At 71.1% G+C, this 15270-nt stretch carries 11 protein-coding genes; 6 read left to right on the top strand and 5 right to left on the bottom strand.

All coding sequences use genetic code 11. From position 1 onward, the window contains the following. Nucleotides 1–242 precede the first annotated feature (242 nt). Genes QFW77_RS17305 through QFW77_RS17295 form a run of 3 tightly spaced genes read left to right on the top strand, consistent with a single transcriptional unit; the run spans nt 243 to nt 2958 of the window. A complete protein-coding gene (locus QFW77_RS17305) occupies nt 243–2150 on the top strand; it encodes a SpoIIE family protein phosphatase (protein WP_280576060.1) in 1908 nt (635 codons plus the stop codon). Continuing rightward, the gene (locus tag QFW77_RS17300) at nt 2135–2572 is read left to right on the top strand and encodes an ATP-binding protein (protein WP_280576059.1); all 438 of its coding nucleotides are present in this window, start codon (nt 2135–2137) and stop codon (nt 2570–2572) included. The genes QFW77_RS17305 and QFW77_RS17300 overlap by 16 nt, the downstream gene beginning before the upstream one ends. Further along, entirely contained in the window at nt 2569–2958 is a 390-nt protein-coding gene (locus QFW77_RS17295) for an STAS domain-containing protein (RefSeq protein ID WP_280576058.1), read from the top strand. Before QFW77_RS17300 ends, QFW77_RS17295 begins: the two co-directional genes overlap by 4 nt. 153 nt (nt 2959–3111) lie before the next feature. Here QFW77_RS17295 and QFW77_RS17290 read toward each other — a convergent pair whose 3' ends face one another. The 5 genes from QFW77_RS17290 to QFW77_RS17270 all read right to left on the bottom strand — a co-directional run bounded on the left by QFW77_RS17290 (nt 3112) and on the right by QFW77_RS17270 (nt 12303). Further along, complete coding sequence (locus QFW77_RS17290; protein ID WP_280576057.1) at nt 3112–4167, bottom strand: 2-oxoacid:ferredoxin oxidoreductase subunit beta; 1056 nt, start codon at nt 4165–4167, stop codon at nt 3112–3114. 70 nt (nt 4168–4237) lie between these two features. Next, a complete protein-coding gene (locus QFW77_RS17285) occupies nt 4238–6076 on the bottom strand; it encodes a 2-oxoacid:acceptor oxidoreductase subunit alpha (protein ID WP_280576056.1) in 1839 nt (612 codons plus the stop codon). Beyond that, complete coding sequence (locus QFW77_RS17280) at nt 6073–7896, bottom strand: FAD-dependent oxidoreductase (RefSeq protein ID WP_280576055.1); 1824 nt, start codon at nt 7894–7896, stop codon at nt 6073–6075. Before QFW77_RS17280 ends, QFW77_RS17285 begins: the two co-directional genes overlap by 4 nt. A 118-nt stretch (nt 7897–8014) precedes the next feature. Then, nucleotides 8015–11191: an efflux RND transporter permease subunit gene (locus QFW77_RS17275; protein ID WP_280576054.1), complete on the bottom strand. Its 3177-nt coding sequence runs from the start codon at nt 11189–11191 to the stop codon at nt 8015–8017. Continuing rightward, nucleotides 11188–12303, bottom strand: a complete 1116-nt coding sequence (locus tag QFW77_RS17270) for an efflux RND transporter periplasmic adaptor subunit (protein ID WP_280576053.1) — start codon at nt 12301–12303, stop codon at nt 11188–11190. The genes QFW77_RS17275 and QFW77_RS17270 overlap by 4 nt, the downstream gene beginning before the upstream one ends. An 83-nt stretch (nt 12304–12386) precedes the next feature. On the opposite strand from QFW77_RS17270, the gene QFW77_RS17265 reads away from it, so the two are divergent. The 3 genes from QFW77_RS17265 (at nt 12387) to QFW77_RS17255 (ending at nt 15268) form a co-directional block, all read left to right on the top strand. After that, nucleotides 12387–13055, top strand: a complete 669-nt coding sequence (locus tag QFW77_RS17265) for a TetR/AcrR family transcriptional regulator (RefSeq protein ID WP_280576052.1) — start codon at nt 12387–12389, stop codon at nt 13053–13055. A 136-nt stretch (nt 13056–13191) separates the two neighbouring features. Continuing rightward, the gene (locus QFW77_RS17260; protein WP_280576051.1) at nt 13192–13854 is read left to right on the top strand and encodes a protein-L-isoaspartate O-methyltransferase family protein; all 663 of its coding nucleotides are present in this window, start codon (nt 13192–13194) and stop codon (nt 13852–13854) included. A gap of 52 nt (nt 13855–13906) precedes the next feature. Further along, nucleotides 13907–15268 carry a TolC family outer membrane protein gene (locus QFW77_RS17255; RefSeq protein ID WP_280576049.1) on the top strand — a complete coding sequence of 454 codons (1362 nt, stop codon included), beginning with the start codon at nt 13907–13909 and terminating at the stop codon, nt 15266–15268. Nucleotides 15269–15270 lie beyond the last annotated feature (2 nt).

The following is a 15270-nucleotide window of genomic DNA, read 5'->3' as shown; positions in this document are numbered from 1 at the left end:
GCGCCCCCCCCCCGGGATCGGGGCCGATGGGGAGGTGCGGCCGCCGGTACCGGCCGCGCCCCGAGAAATGAGACCGGTGCATCCTTCGACCCGACCCGGCGCGACTATGATCGCCCGAAGGGGAAGCTCGGGAGTTACCGGCCATGTCCGGCAGCGGCGAAGCAATCGAACCGGAGGTTTCGCTCGTTACTGTCCATTGGAGCCGTAGCCTGCGCACGCGCATCGCGCTGTGGTCCGGGACGATGACGGTATCGCTGCTGTTGCTGATCGCCATCGTCACGGCCTGGCTGGTGCGCGAGCGCATCATCGAAAGCGCGCAGCTCGACACCCGCGCCAGCGCGTACGAAGCGGCCGAGCGGCTCGAGGGCGGATTGCGCATGACGGCGGTCGCCGCCGGCGCCCTGGCCGAGCTGGTCGCCACCGCCCACATGGACCCGGCGCAGCTGAGCGCCGCCCTGCAGGCGACGATCGGCGCCACCCCCGGGGTCAGTGGCGGCCTGCTCGCGCTGGAGCCCGAGCATCCCGGCGATCCCGGCCACGCGCGCTACTTCGGCGCCGACGGCATGCAGCGCGACTTCGTCGCCGATGGCTACGACTACCGCGCCCAGGCCTGGTACCGGCGCAGCCTGTCGGCGCGCGATGGCTGGTGGTCCGAGCCCTACCTCAACCGCACCGCCGGGCACGTCTGGATGGTCACCTACAACCTGGCGCTGCCCGCGCGCGAGGACGGATCCACGCGCGGCATGGTCAGCCTGGACCTGCCGTTGGAAGAACTGGTGGCGCCGATCGAGTCGCTCGCCTACCTGCCGGGCTGGCAAGCCATCCTGGTGGCCCCGGCCGGCACCATCGCCATGAGTACGGTCCCCGGCGTGGCCCTGCACCAAACCCTGGATGGCTACATCGCGGGCCATGCCCGCCCCGACCTGGAGCCGGCGGCGCGGGCGGTCCGAGCGCGCCAGGAAACCCACTACGTGCACCAGGACATCCTCACCGGCGAAAAGCGCCATACGGTCGTAAAACCGGCTGGCGACAGCGGCTGGACGTTGCTCGTCGGCCAGTCCTACGCGCTGATCGTCGCGCGGCTGAACCGGGCGCTGTCCCTGCTGCTGGCGGCGAGCGTGCTGCTGGCCCTGGTCAGCACGTTGCTGGTGCGCCGGTTCGCCAGGAAGATCAGCCGGCCGGTGGAGCAGCTGGCGGCATCGGCCAGCCGGCTGGGCCTGGGCGAATACGGCACCCCGGTGGAGCACGTCGCGCGGCACGACGAGGTGGGCCAGCTGGCGCGCACCCTTGAAAGCGCCCGCGGCTCCATCCGGCGGCAGCTGGCGGAGATCGAGGAAATGGGCGCAGCCAGGCAGAAGCTGGAAAGCGAGCTGGATATCGCCCGCGACATCCAGCGGGCCATGCTGCCGCTGGGACGGGTGATCGACTGCGGCCGCTCGCATCTGGATGCGCAGGCGGTGCTGGAGCCCGCCAAGGCCGTCGGCGGCGACTTCTACAACTTCATCGAGCGCGGCGACGGCGAGCTATGGTTCGTCATCGGCGACGTCTCCGACAAAGGCGTGCCGGCGGCGCTGTTCATGGCACGCACGGTGACGATACTGGAAGTGGCCGCGCAGACCGCCGCCTCGCCGGCACAGGTGCTGGCGGAAGGCTCGCGGCGGCTGGTGCAGGGCAACGACACCTGCATGTTCGCTACCGTGTTGTGCGGGCGCATCGACGTGCGCACCGGCGCCTGCACGCTGGCGAGCGCGGGGCACGATCCGCCGGTGCTGCTGCGCGCCGGCGGACGCGCCGAACTGCTGGCGCTGGACAACGCCCCTCCGCTGGGCTTCGAGGTCTGCGAGCAATACTCGCTGTGGGAGGGTCGACTTGCTCCCGGCGACTGCCTGCTGGCCTATACCGACGGCGTAACGGAAGCCTTCAACCCCGACAACGAGGCGTACGGCAGCGACCGCCTGCTGGCCCTGGTGCGCCCCGACTACGGCGCGCTGGACCACTGCCGTCGGCTGATCGCCGAGGTGCACGGTTTCGCCAGCGGCGCGCCGCAACACGACGACATCGCGGTACTGGCGATCCGCATGACCGAGGACGCGGCCGGGCACAACGCGGAACGGTCCCCAGCCGGAGCCGAACAATGCTCATCAGACTGATCGTGCCGGGCGAACACGCGCGGGTCGAGGACCTCAACGCCTCGCTGGAGGCGGTACTGGCCCGCCACGGCGTTGAGCAGGGGGTGCGCGACGACGTGCGCCTGATCGTGGAGGAACTGGCCTGCAACGCCATCGAGCACGGCGGTCCCGACGACCCCGACATCGGGCAGCACGAGCTGTCCGTCGACATCGCCATCCGCGACGATCTGCTCGTCCTGCAGTTCCGCGACGACGGTGCGCCGTTCAACCCGACCGATGTCTCCACCCCCGATCTGGATGCCGACATCGAAGCCCGCCCCCTCGGCGGACTCGGCCTGTACCTGATCAGGCAGCTGGCGGAAGAAATCACCTATCGCCGCAACGGCGACCTCAACCTGCTGAAGGTGGTCCTGCGCGTCAATACACCGGAGAAGCAAGCATGAGCCTGGACATCCAGATGCACCCGCCCGCCGACGGCAGCCAGCGCGTGAGCCTCGCCGGGCGCCTGGACACGCAGAGCTACGCCCAGCTGGACGCGCAGCTGGCGCCGCTGCTGCAGGCCCCGCCGAAAGGTTGCGTGCTGGTGCTGGAGCTCGGCGGGCTGAACTACATCAGCAGCGCGGGCATCCGCTCCATCTTCAAGGCCCGGAAGGCGCTGTCGCCGCACGGCGGCAAGGTCCTGGTGGTCGATCCGCAGCCGCAGATCCAGAAGGTCTTCGATCTCGTCAAGGCCGTACCGATGAACGAGATCTTCTCGTCCACCGCGGAGGCGGATGCCTACCTGGAGGCCATGCAGCGCAAGGTGCTGGAAGGCCACGACGAGGACTGACCCCCGCCCCAGGGTGGAGCCGGCGGTCGCTGGACGATACGGGCGCCGCGGCGCGCCGCCACGGCAACCCGCGGCCCTCGCCCGCCGCCCGCCGGTCGTGTTCGCCCGGCGCCTCGCCACCGGGCCGCGCCCGCGGGTGCCGCGCCGATGCGCTTATCGCAGCGATGCGTTGATCCGTTCCAGGGTCGAGGCTCCGGGGGAGAGGACATCGGAACCGAGCGCGTTGAGCGGCACGGCGACGGTACCCAGGTGCGCATGCAGGTCGCGTGCCTCGGGATCGACGTACAGCAGGCCGGTGACGATCTCGCCGCGGGCATGGCGCTGCTGGACCAGGTTCAGCGCCGCGATCCGGTCGCGCGGGTCCCAGGCCTCGTCGAGCTTGTGCAGCCGCAGCACCGCGCCGTCGTGCCCGGTCACGTCGATGCTCTCGCCGGGACCGTAGTCGACCACGATCTCGGCCCGGGGCGGGATCACGTCGAGCCGGTTCACCGCCTGGTTGTGCGCGCGCACGTAGTCGTAGCTGCGGGTGCTGCCGGCGTGGTTGTTGAAGGCGACGCAGGGGCTGACGATGTCGATGAAGGCCGCGCCGCGGTGCGACAGCGCGCCCTTGATCAGCGGCACCAGCTGGCGCTTGTCGCCGGAGAAGCCGCGCGCGACGTAGCTCGCGCCGAGCTGCAGCGCCATCGTCACCATGTCCAGGGCGCTGTCGCTGTTGGCCACGCCGCGCTTGGACACAGAGCCCTGGTCTGCGGTGGCCGAGAACTGCCCCTTGGTCAGGCCGTACACGCCGTTGTTCTCGACGATGTACGCCATGTCCACCCCGCGGCGGATCGCGTGGACGAACTGGCCGATGCCGATCGAGGCCGAGTCGCCGTCCCCGGACACGCCCAGGTAGATCAGCGAACGGTTCGCCAGGTTGGCGCCGGTGAGCACCGAGGGCATGCGCCCGTGCACGGTGTTGAAGCCGTGCGACTGGCCGAGAAAATAGTCCGGGGTCTTGGAGCTGCAACCGATGCCCGACAGCTTGGCGACGCGATGCGGCTGGATGTCGAGTTCCCAGCAGGCCTGGATGATCGCCGCCGAGATCGAATCGTGGCCGCAGCCGGCGCACAGGGTGCTGATCTTGCCCTCGTAGTCGCGGCGGGTGAAGCCGATGGCGTTGCAGGCCAGGGTCGGGTGATGCAGCTTCGGCTTGGCGATGTAGGTCATGTGCCCTCCGTCCTCCACACCAGCGCAACGCTCGCCGCCCTCCCGTAGAAGCGGAGAGCACGATTCGACATCAGGCCACGCTGTGCCGTTGCACGGCCGGCCGCAGCTGGGCGGCGATCGCGTCGGCGATGAAGCGCGCGGTGATCGGGGTGCCGTCGTAGTGCAGGACCGGGACCAGCCGCGCCGGGTCGATGTCGAAGGCATCGATGATCAACAGCCTGAGCTGGGCATCGCGGTTCTGCTCGACGACGAAGACCCGTTCGTGGGCGCCGATGAAGTCGCGCACCGCGTCCGCGAACGGGAACGCGCGTACCCGGAGGGTGTCGAGCCCGATGCCGTCCGCGCCCAGGCGATCGATCGCCTCGGCCATCGCCGGGCTGGTGGAACCGTAGAAGATCGCGCCGTGCCGCGCCGGTACCTCTGCGCATTCCAGAACCGGCTGCGGCACCAGCGCCTTGGCGCTCTCGAACTTCCTCAGCAGCCGCTGCATGTTGTAGACGTAGTCCTCGCCCCGCTCCGAATAACGCGCGGACGGATCCCGCGAGGTGCCTCGGGTGAAGTACGCGCCCTTGTCCGGGTGTGTCCCCGGCCAGGTGCGCCAGGGGATGCCGTCGCCGTCGACGTCGCGGTAGCGGGCGAACTCGCTCCCGGCTTCCAGCTGCTCCGCGGTCATCACCTTGCCGCGGTCGTAGGCGCGGGCGTCGTCCCATTCGAACGGCGCGCACAGGCGCTGGTTCATGCCGATGTCCAGGTCGCTCATCACGAACACCGGCGTCTGCAGGCAGTCGGCCAGGTCCAGCGCGCGCGCGGCGAAGTCGAAGCACTCGTGCGGATCCTCGGGGAACAGCAGCACGTGCCGGGTATCCCCGTGCGAGGCGTAGGCGCAGGCCAGCACGTCCGACTGCTGGGTGCGGGTGGGCATGCCGGTGGAGGGGCCGCCGCGCTGCACGTCGATGATGGTCACCGGGATCTCGGCGAAATAGGCCAGGCCGATGAACTCGGCCATCAGCGAGATGCCCGGGCCGGCGGTGGCGGTGAACGCACGCGCGCCGTTCCAGCCGGCGCCCACCACCATGCCGATCGAGGCGATCTCGTCCTCGGCCTGGATCACCGCGTGGCGCGCGCGTCCTTCGGCGTCGACACGGTACTTGCGGCAGTACCCCTGGAACGCCTCGGCCAGCGACGAGGACGGGGTGATCGGATACCAGGCGCAGACCGTGGCGCCGCCGTAGACGCAGCCCAGCGCGGCGGCGGCGTTGCCCTCGACGAAGACGCGCTCCCCCACCGCGTCGGCCCGGCGAACCCGCAGGCCGAGCGGGTACGGCAGGTGCTCTCGCACCCAGTCGCGGCCCAGGTGCAGGGCCGCGACATTGGCCCCGAGCAGCTTCTCCTTGCCCCGGTACTGCTCGCCGATCAGGGTCTCGATGACCTCCGGATCGATCTCCAGCAGCGCACTGAGCGCGCCGACGTACATGATGTTCTTGAACAGCTGGCGCTGGCGCGGATCCTGGTAGTTGGCATTGCAGATCGCCGTCAGCGGCACCCCGATCACGGTGACATCGTCGCGGATCCGCGCGCGCGGCAGCGGCCGGGTGCTGTCGTGGAGCAGGTAGCCGCCCGGCTCGGTCGCGGCCAGGTCCTCGTCCCAGGTCTGCGGGTTCATCGCCACCATCAGGTCGACCCCACCGCGCCGCCCGAGCCAGCCGCGTTCGCAGACCCGAACCTCGTACCAGGTCGGCAGCCCCTGGATGTTGGACGGAAAGATGTTGCGCGGGCTCACCGGCACGCCCATGCGCAGGATCGCCTTGGCGAACAGCTCGTTGGCCGAGGCGGAACCCGAGCCGTTGACGTTGGCGAACTTGACGACGAAATCGTTGACCGCCTGCAGCGGTGCGTGGGCGGGCGTCATGCCGCCGCCTCGGCCTTCGCGCCGCGCCGGTCGCCGCCGGCATGGACCTCGCGCAGCAGGAACTTCTGCATGTCCCAGGCGCCGGTCGGGCAGCGCTCCGCGCACAGCCCGCAGTGCAGGCAGACGTCCTCGTCCTTGACCATGACCCGCGCGGTCTTCAGCGGCGCAGACACGTACAGGTCCTGTTCGCGGTTCATCGCCGGCGCGGTCAGGCGCGTGCGCAGCTCGTCCTCCTCGCCGTTGGCGGTGAAGGTGATGCAGTCGGTCGGGCAGATGTCGACGCAGGCATCGCATTCGATGCACTTGTCGCGAACGAACACCGTCTGCACGTCGCAGTTGAGGCAGCGCTGGGTCTCCTTCCAGGCGGTGGCGGCATCGAAGCCCAGCTCCACCTCCACGTGCATGCTGTCCAGCTTGCGGGCCGCCTCCGACCACGGCACCGGGTAGCGCTCGTCCGGCGAGACCGCGTTGTCGTAGCTCCATTCGTGGATGCCCATCTTCTGCGACGAGAGCACCACATCGGGGCCCGGGCGCAGCTGCGGATCCTCGCCGCGCAGCAGGCGGTCGACCGAGATCGCCGCGGCATGGCCGTGCGCCACCGCCCAGATGATGTTCTTCGGCCCGAAAGCGGCGTCGCCGCCGAACAGCACGTGCGGCAGCGTCGACTGATGGGTGGCCTCGTCCACCACCGGCATGCCCCATTCGTCGAAATCGATGCCGAGGTCGCGTTCGATCCACGGGAACGCGTTCTCCTGGCCCACCGCGATCAGCACCTCGTCGCAGGGATGGAACTCGTCGGCCTCGCCGGTGGGGACCAGCCGGCGGCGGCCGTCTTCGCCGTATTCCACCCGCACCCTGGCGAAGGTCATGCCGGTCAGCTTGCCGCTGGCATGGACGAAGGACTTCGGCACCCTGCAGTCGAGGATCGGGATGCCCTCGTGCATCGCATCCTCCTTCTCCCAGGGGCTGGCCTTCATCTGCTCGAAACCCGAGCGCACGATCACCTTGACGTCCCCGCCGCCGAGGCGGCGCGCGCTGCGGCAGCAGTCCATCGCGGTGTTGCCGCCGCCCAGCACCAGCACCCGGCGCCCGACCGCGGTGACATGGCCGAAATGCACGCCGGCCAGCCAGTCCAGGCCGACGTGGATCTGCGCATCGGCCTCGCGCCGGCCCGGCAGGTCCAGGTCGCGCCCGCGGGGGGCGCCGCTGCCGACGAAGATCGCGTCGTAGCCCTCGGCCAGCAGGGCCTTCATCGAGTCGATCCGGCGCCCGCCGACGAACTCCACGCCGAGGTCGAGGATGTAGCCGGTCTCCTCGTCGATCACCGATTCGGGCAGGCGGAAGCGCGGCACCTGGGTGCGCATGAAGCCGCCGGCCTTGGGGTCGGCGTCGAACACGGCGACGTGGTAGCCGAGCGGCGCCAGGTCGCGCGCCAGGGTCAGCGAGGCCGGGCCGGCGCCGACGCAGGCCACGCGTCGGCCATTCGGTCGCGCCGCAGGCTCCGGCATCCGCGCGCGTACGTCGCCCTTGAGATCCGCGGCGACGCGCTTGAGCCGGCAGATCGCCACCGGTTCCGGCTTGCCGGCGTTGTTCTCCTCCACCCGGCCGCGGCGGCAGGCCGGCTCGCAGGGCCGGTCGCAGGTGCGGCCGAGGATCCCGGGGAACACGTTGCTGTGCCAGTTGACCATGTACGCATCGGCGTAGCGGCCGGCGGCGATCAGACGGATGTACTCGGGCACCGGGGTATGCGCCGGACAGGCCCACTGGCAGTCCACCACCTTGTGGAAGACGTCCGGGCGGCCGATATCGGTCGGTTGCACGGTCGTGCACCCCCGCGCTGGCAAGGCCGGGAGCGCCGGCCGTCGCTTGCGCGCCCGAGTCTAGCGCCGAAACCGCGGCGCGGCATGCTGCATGGCAACCGGTGCCGCCGCCCGGCGGCTAGCCGGCCCGGCCCGTGGCGCGCTCGTCCGGCCGCACCCGGAACCAGGCCGCGTACAGCGCCGGCAGGAAGATCAGGGTCAGCACCGTGGCCACGGTCAGCCCGCCCATGATCGCCACCGCCATCGGCCCGAAGAACACGCTGCGCGACAGCGGCACCATCGCCAGGATCGCCGCCGCCGCGGTCAGCACGATCGGGCGGAAGCGGCGCACCGTGGCCTCGACGATGGCATTCCAGCGGTCCACCCCCGCGGCCACGTCCTGCTCGATCTGGTCCACCAGGATCACCGAGTTGCGCATGATCATGCCGGCCAGCGCGATCGTGCCGAGCATCGCCACGAAGCCGAACGGGACCCGGAACAGCAGCAGGAACAGGGTCACCCCGATCAGCCCCAGCGGCGCGGTCAGCAGCACCAGGCCGGCGCGCGACAGGCTGCGCAGCTGCAGCATCAGCAGGGTCACCACCACGAACAGGAACAGCGGCATGCCCGCGGCGATCGAGCGCTGGCCGCGGGCCGAATCCTCGACCGTGCCGCCGGTCTCGAGCAGGTAGCCCTGCGGCAGCCCTGCGCGGATGTCCTCCAGAGTCGGCAGGATCCGGCCGACCACGGTGGGCGCGGTGTCGGCGTTGCGGATGTCGGCGCGCACGGTGACGGTGGGCAGGCGGTCGCGGTGCCAGATGATGCCGTCCTCGAATGCGTACTCGAGGGTCGCGATCTGCGAGACCGGCACCGCCTGCCCGGCTTCGGTCGGCACCGCGAGGCTGCCCAGCATGTCCAGGCGTGCTCGCTCGTCGCCGGTGCCGCGCATCAGCATCTCGACCAGTTCGTCGCCCTCCCGGTACACGCTCACCCGCAGCCCCGACAGCGAACCGGACAGGAACTGCGCGAGGTGCTGCGAACTCACCCCGAGGGCGCGGGCGCGGGCCTGGTCGATGTGCAGGCGCACCACCTTGCTCGGCTCGTCCCAGTCGAGGTTGACGTTGGTGGTGGCCGGGTCGGCCCGCACCCGCTCGGCTACCTGCCGGGCGATCGCGCGCACCCGTTCGACGTGCTCGCCCGACACCCGCAGCTGCACCGGATAGCCGACCGGCGGGCCGGTCTCTAGGCGGGTGACGCGCAGCTGCAGCTCGGGGAACTTGGGCGCCACCTCGTCGATCAGCCACTGGCGGATGCGCTCGCGGGCCTCGACGTCGCGGGTCATCACCACGAACTGGGCGAAATTGGCCTGCGGCAGCTGCTGGTCGAGCGGGAGGTAGAAACGCGGCGAACCGGTCCCGATGTAGGCGACGTGGTTCTCGATGCCTTCGCGGTCCTCCAGCAGGCGCTCCAAGCGGTACGCCTGTTGCTCGGTGGCGCGCAGCGAGCTGCCTTCGGCGAGCTCCAGATCGACCATAAGCTCGAGCCGGGTCGAATCCGGGAAGAACTGCTGCGGCACGAAGCGGAACAGCAGCACCGCGCCGACGAACAGCGCGGCGGTCGCGCCGATCACCAGCCAGCGGTGCGCCAGCGCCCAGTGCAGCCAGCCGCGGAAGCGCCGGTAGAACGGCCGCTGGTACGGGTCGTGGGGCCGGTGGTCGAGGGGCCGCGGCGCCAGCGCGAACGCGAACGCGGGCCAGCGCCCGGCCAGGCGCTCGCGCCAGCCGCGCAGCCGCCCCGCCGGTGAGCCCGGGGCCGGCGCTCGCGGGTGGCCCAGGTCCGGCAGCATCCGGTCGCCGAGCCAGGGAATGAACAGCACCGCCGCGATCCACGACACCACCAGGGCGATGGTCACCACCTGGAACAGCGAGCGGGTGTACTCGCCCGTCGAGGAGGCCGCGGTGGCGATCGGCAGGAACCCGGCCGCGGTGATCAGGGTACCGGTGAGCATCGGGAAAGCGGTGTGGTTCCAGGCGTAGCTGGCCGCCCTGAGCCGGCTGTCGCCCTGCTCCATCCTGACCGCCATCATCTCCACCGCGATGATCGCGTCGTCCACCAGCAGGCCGAGCGCCAGCACCAGCGCGCCCAGCGAGATCTTGTGCAGGCCGATGCCGAAGTAGTCCATGGTCGCGAAGGTCATCGCCAGCACCAGCGGGATCGACACCGCCACCACCAGCCCGGTGCGGAAGCCCAGCGAGAAGAAGCTCACCAGCAGCACGATCGCCACCGCCTCGGCCAGCACCTTGACGAACTCGCCCACCGAATCCTCCACCGCGCGCGGCTGGTCGGCGACGCGGCGCAGCTCCATGCCCACCGGCAGGGTCTCCTGCAGGCGTGCGAACTCGCGTTCCAGGCGCTCGCCCAGGCGCAGGATGTCGCCGCCCTCGTGCATCGACACGGCGATGCCGATCGCGTCCTGGCCCATGAAGCGCATCCGCGGCGCGGCGGGATCGGCGAAGCCGCGGCTGACGGTGGCGATGTCGTCCAGGCGGATGGTGCGGCCGCCGGCACGGATCGGGAACGCGCGGATCGCCTCGACCGAGTCGAAGGCGCCGTCCACCCGCAGCCGCACGCGTTCGCCGGGGGTCTCGAAGAACCCCGCGGGCACCACCGCGTTCTGCTCGGCCAGCGCCTGCTGCACCGCCTGCAGCGGAATGCCCAGGGTGGCCAGGCGGGCGTTGTCGACCTCGATCCAGATCTTCTCGTCCTGCAGCCCGACCAGTTCGACCTTGCCGACGTCGTCCAGGCGCTGCAGCTGCAGCTGCAGGCGGTCGGCGTAGTCCTTCATCACCGCGTAGTCGTAGCCTTCGCCGGTCAGCGCATAGATGTTGCCGAAGGTGTCGCCGAATTCGTCGTTGAAGAACGGCCCCACCACGCCCTCGGGCAGGGTCGCGCGGACGTCGCCGACCTTCTTGCGCACCTGGTACCACAGCTCCGGGATCTCGCCAGAACGCATCGAGTCGCGCGCCATGAAGATGATCTGCGACTCGCCGGGGCGCGAATACGAGCGGATGAACTCGTAGTCGCCGGTCTCCATCAGCTTCTTCTCGATCCGCTCGGTGACCTGGCTGGCCACCTCCTCGGCGGAGGCGCCCGGCCACAGCGTGCGCACCACCATCGCCTTGAACGTGAAGGGCGGATCCTCGGACTGGCCCAGCCGCGTATAGGACCAGGCGCCGGCGATCGCCACCACCAGCATCGCGTACAGCACCAGCCCGCGGTTGCCGAGCGCCCACTCCGACAGGTTGAAGCGGCTCATTCGGATTCCGGGTCCGCCGGCGCCAATGGCCGGTTGTCGCGGTCGACCGGCACCACCGCCTGGCCCTCGCGCAGCAGGTGGGCGCCGGCCGCCACCACCAGCGCTCCGGGTGCGAGCCCGGCCAGCACCGGCACCCGTTCGGCACCGAACTCGCCCAGTTCCACTGGCACCCGCCCGGCCGTGCCGGTGCGCCGGTCCACCACCCAGACCGCGGTGCTGCCGTCCTCGCCGCGCTGAACCGCCGTGAGCGGCACGCTGGCGACCGGCGCTTCGCCGTCAGCGGCCAGGTACACCCGTGCGCTCTGGCCGAGCGCCACCGCGCCGGCGGCGGCGTCGCCCAGGGCGACCCGGGCGGCGTAGGTGCGCGCGCTGGGGTCCGCGGCGGGCGAGATCTCGCGAATCCGGCCCGGCCAGCGCCGCTCGGGCGCGCTCCACAGCTCGACCGCGACGTCCTGCCCGACCCGGAAGGCGCCGAGCCGCGATTCCGGCAGCGCGATCAGCACCTCGCGGGCGCCGTCGGCGGCCAGGGTGTACACGGTCTGTCCCGCCGCCAGCACCTGCCCGGCTTCGGCCTGGCGGTCGGTGATCACGCCATCGGCGGGGGCGCGCAGCTCGGTGTAGCCGGCCTGGTTGCGGGCGACCTCCAGCTGCGCGCGGGCGGCGCGGGCCTGCTCCTGGGCGGCGCGCAGCGCGGTGGTCTGGGCGTCGAGGGCCGAGCGGCTGACCAGCTGCTCGGCGGCCAGGCGCCGGTAGCGCTCGTGATCGGCACGGGCGCGCTCGAGTTCGGCCTCGGCCGCCGCCGCCTGCGCGCCGGCCGACTGCGCCTGCAGCCGCTGGTCGCCCGGATCGAGCTCCGCGAGCAGGTCGCCGCGCCGCACCCGGGCCCCGACGTCGACGTGGCGCCGCACCAGCTTGCCGCCGACGCGGAACGAGAGCGCGCTCTCCTCGCGGGCGCGGACCTCCCCCGCGAGCGCCATCGCGGCCGCGCCGGCCCGGGCGCCGGCCGGCTCGACCAGGACCGGCCGCGCGGGTGCCGCGGGCACGGTTTCGCCGCCGCAGCCGGCCAGGAGCAGCGCCGCCCAGAGGATCGCGGCGATGGCCTTCCGATGCATTGCGGATCTCCGTGCCGAGCCGGCAAATTAATGAACCGGCCCGTATAGTATAAATAACAAACTCATTGGTCTAGTATTGACGGATGTCGCGAAAAAGCACGCCCAGGATCGCCGCCAGCCCCGGGCGGCCCAAGGATCTGACCAAGCGCGCGGCGATCCTCGACGCCGCCGAGCGGATGTTCCTGCAGCACGGCTACGAGGGCGTGAGCATGGACCAGATCGCCGCCGAGGCCGGCGTCTCCAAGCTCACCGTGTACAGCCATTTCGGCGACAAGGACGCCCTGTTCGCCGAAGCCGCCAGGGCCTACTGCGAACAGCAGATGCCGGCCTCGGTGTTCGCCCCGGCGCCGGCCACGCCGCTGCGCGAACGCCTGCTGGAGATCGCCCGCGCCTTCTTCGCCATGGTCTTCTCGGCCGAGGCGGTCGCTGGCCACCGCCTGCTCTGCACCCCGCAGATGGTCGAGCGAGGCCTGGCGCGGGCGTTCTGGGAGGGCGGCCCGATGCGGGTGCAAAGCGCATTCGCGGGTCTGCTGCGCCAGCGCGTGGCCGCCGGCGAGCTCGAGATCGCCGACATCCCGCGCGCTTCGGCGCAGTTCTTCACCCTGCTCAAGGGCGACTTGCACGCGCGGCTGGTGTTCCAGTGCTGCGACGACGAGCAGCTGTGCGAAGCCCACCGGGAGGCGCACATCCAGGCGTCCGTGGACATGTTCCTGCGCGCCTACGCGCCTGCCCGGCAGGCGCGCAGGGCCTGACCATGACCGCGGTCGCGATGACTTATGGCACTCAGTGGCCGGGGCGCGGCGCGGCGATCCTGTCCGCCGACGCCGCAGCAGGCCCGGCGCCGGCAATGCCCGCTAAACTTGCGCCTCCCGTGCACGAGACCCGCAGATGACGACCGACTACGCCCAAGCCCGCGACGCCATGGTCGAACAGCAGATCCGTCCCTGGGACGTGCTGGACCCGCGGGTACTGGCGGTGCTGGCGGAGCTGCCGCGCGAGCGCTTCGTGCCCGAGCCCTACCGCGCACTCTCCTATACCGACATCGAGATCCCGCTGGGCCACGGCGAGCGCATGCTCAAGCCTGTGGTGGCCGGCCGCATCCTCCAGTCGCTGCTGCCCGCCGCCGGCGAGGACGTGCTGGAGATCGGCACCGGCAGCGGTTACCTGAGTGCCTGCCTGGGCCGGCTGGCCCGCGACGTGCTCAGCCTCGAGCGCCACGCCGATCTGGCCCAGGCGGCGCGCGACCGTCTGCTGGCCGAAGGCATCGCCAACGTCTCGGTCGAGACCGCGGACGCCTTCGCCTGGGACAGCGAGCGCCGCTTCGACGCGATCTGCGTCAACGGCGCGGTCGACCGCATCCCGTCACGTTTCCTCGGCTGGCTGCGTCCCGGTGGCAGGATGTTCGTCGTCCACGGCCGCGCGCCGGCGATGGAGGCGGTGCTGGTGCGTCCCCAGGGCGGCGAAGTCAACGCGCCGCACATCGAATCGTTGTTCGAGACCGACCTTGGCTATCTTGCCGGCGCCGCGCCGGTCCCCGAATTCCAGCTCTGACCCGGGCACCGCAGGCGTCTCGCCTGCGCGCCTGCAACGCAAAGGACTCCCCATGCTCCGCCGCCCCCTCGCGCTCGCCCTGACCCTCGCCCTGCTGCCGACCGCGGCCTTCGCCGAGGACCTGCTGCAGACCTACGAGCTGGCCCGCCTCGGCGACCCGCAGCTGTCGATCGCCGAGTCCAACCGCGACATCGCCCGCGAGGACCGCGTGCAGGCGCGCGCCGAGCTGCTGCCCCAGATCAGCGGCAGCGCCTCGCTCAGCCGCAACTACGTCGCGGGTACCCGGGGCGACCTGCGCCGCCGCAGCGTCGGGGTCGACGTCAGCCAAACCGTGTTCGACCTCGGACAGATCTCCAATCTTCGCGCACAGTCCAAGCTCGACACCGCGGCCGGCTACGACCTCGACGCAGCGAACGACGAGCTGATCACCCGCACCTCGGCGGCCTACTTCAACGTGCTGGTGGCGATCGAGACCCTCGCCGCCGCAGAGGCCGCCGAGGCGGCGCTGCAGAAGCAGTACGACTTCGCCGACAAGCGCCTGGAGGTGGGCCTGGCGCCGATCACCGACGTGCACGAGGCGCGCGCCCAGTACGATGGCGCCCGCGCCAACGTGATCCTTGCCCGCAACCAGCTCGAGGACGCCTACCAGGCGCTGGCCGAGATCACCGGCCAGCAGGTGCGCGACCTGCGCGGCCTGCCCGAGGACTTCCAGCCGGAGGTTCCGGCCCAGGGCGGGGTCGAGGACTGGGTGGCGATGGCGATCGAGCAGAATCCGTCGTTGCGCGCGGCCGAGTACGCCTATCAGGCGGCCGAGCACAACGTCACCACCGCCAAGTCCGGCCATCTGCCTCGGCTCACGCTGGGTGCCGGCTACGACAATGGCGCCACCTGGGGCAGCCGCGCCATCGATCCGGACGACATCGGCGGCGTGCAGCCGACAAGCGAGGGGCACAGCATCGGCCTCACCCTCACCGTGCCGATCTTCAGCGGCGGGGCCACCCAGTCCGGCGTGCGCGAGGCGATCGCCCGGCGCGACATCTCGCTGGACCAGGTGGAGCAGACGCGGCGCGCGCTCGAGCGCAACACCCGCAACGCCTACCAGACCGTGGTGGCCGGGGTGTCCGAGATCGAGGCCCGGCGCCAGGCGGTGATCGCGGCGCGCAGCGCCTACGACGCCTCGCAGGTCGGCCTGGAGGTCGGCACCCGCACCGTGGTCGACGTGCTGATCAACCAGCAGACCCTGTTCAACGCCGAACAGGAATACGCCCTGGCCCGCTACAACTACCTGCAGAACCGGCTGCTGCTGGCCGAGGCCGCGGGCATCCTCGACATCGACCAGGTGCGCCAGATCAACCTGCTGCTGACCGCCGACGCCGACTCGCGCCTGGGCAACCCGCCGCAGCAACAGGAGTAGGC

The organism is Luteimonas endophytica (assembly GCF_029887875.1).
Classification (GTDB): Bacteria; Pseudomonadota; Gammaproteobacteria; order Xanthomonadales; family Xanthomonadaceae; genus Luteimonas; species Luteimonas endophytica.
Note: the sequence above shows the minus strand (reverse complement) of the source record. Positions and strands in the feature narration are given on the sequence as shown.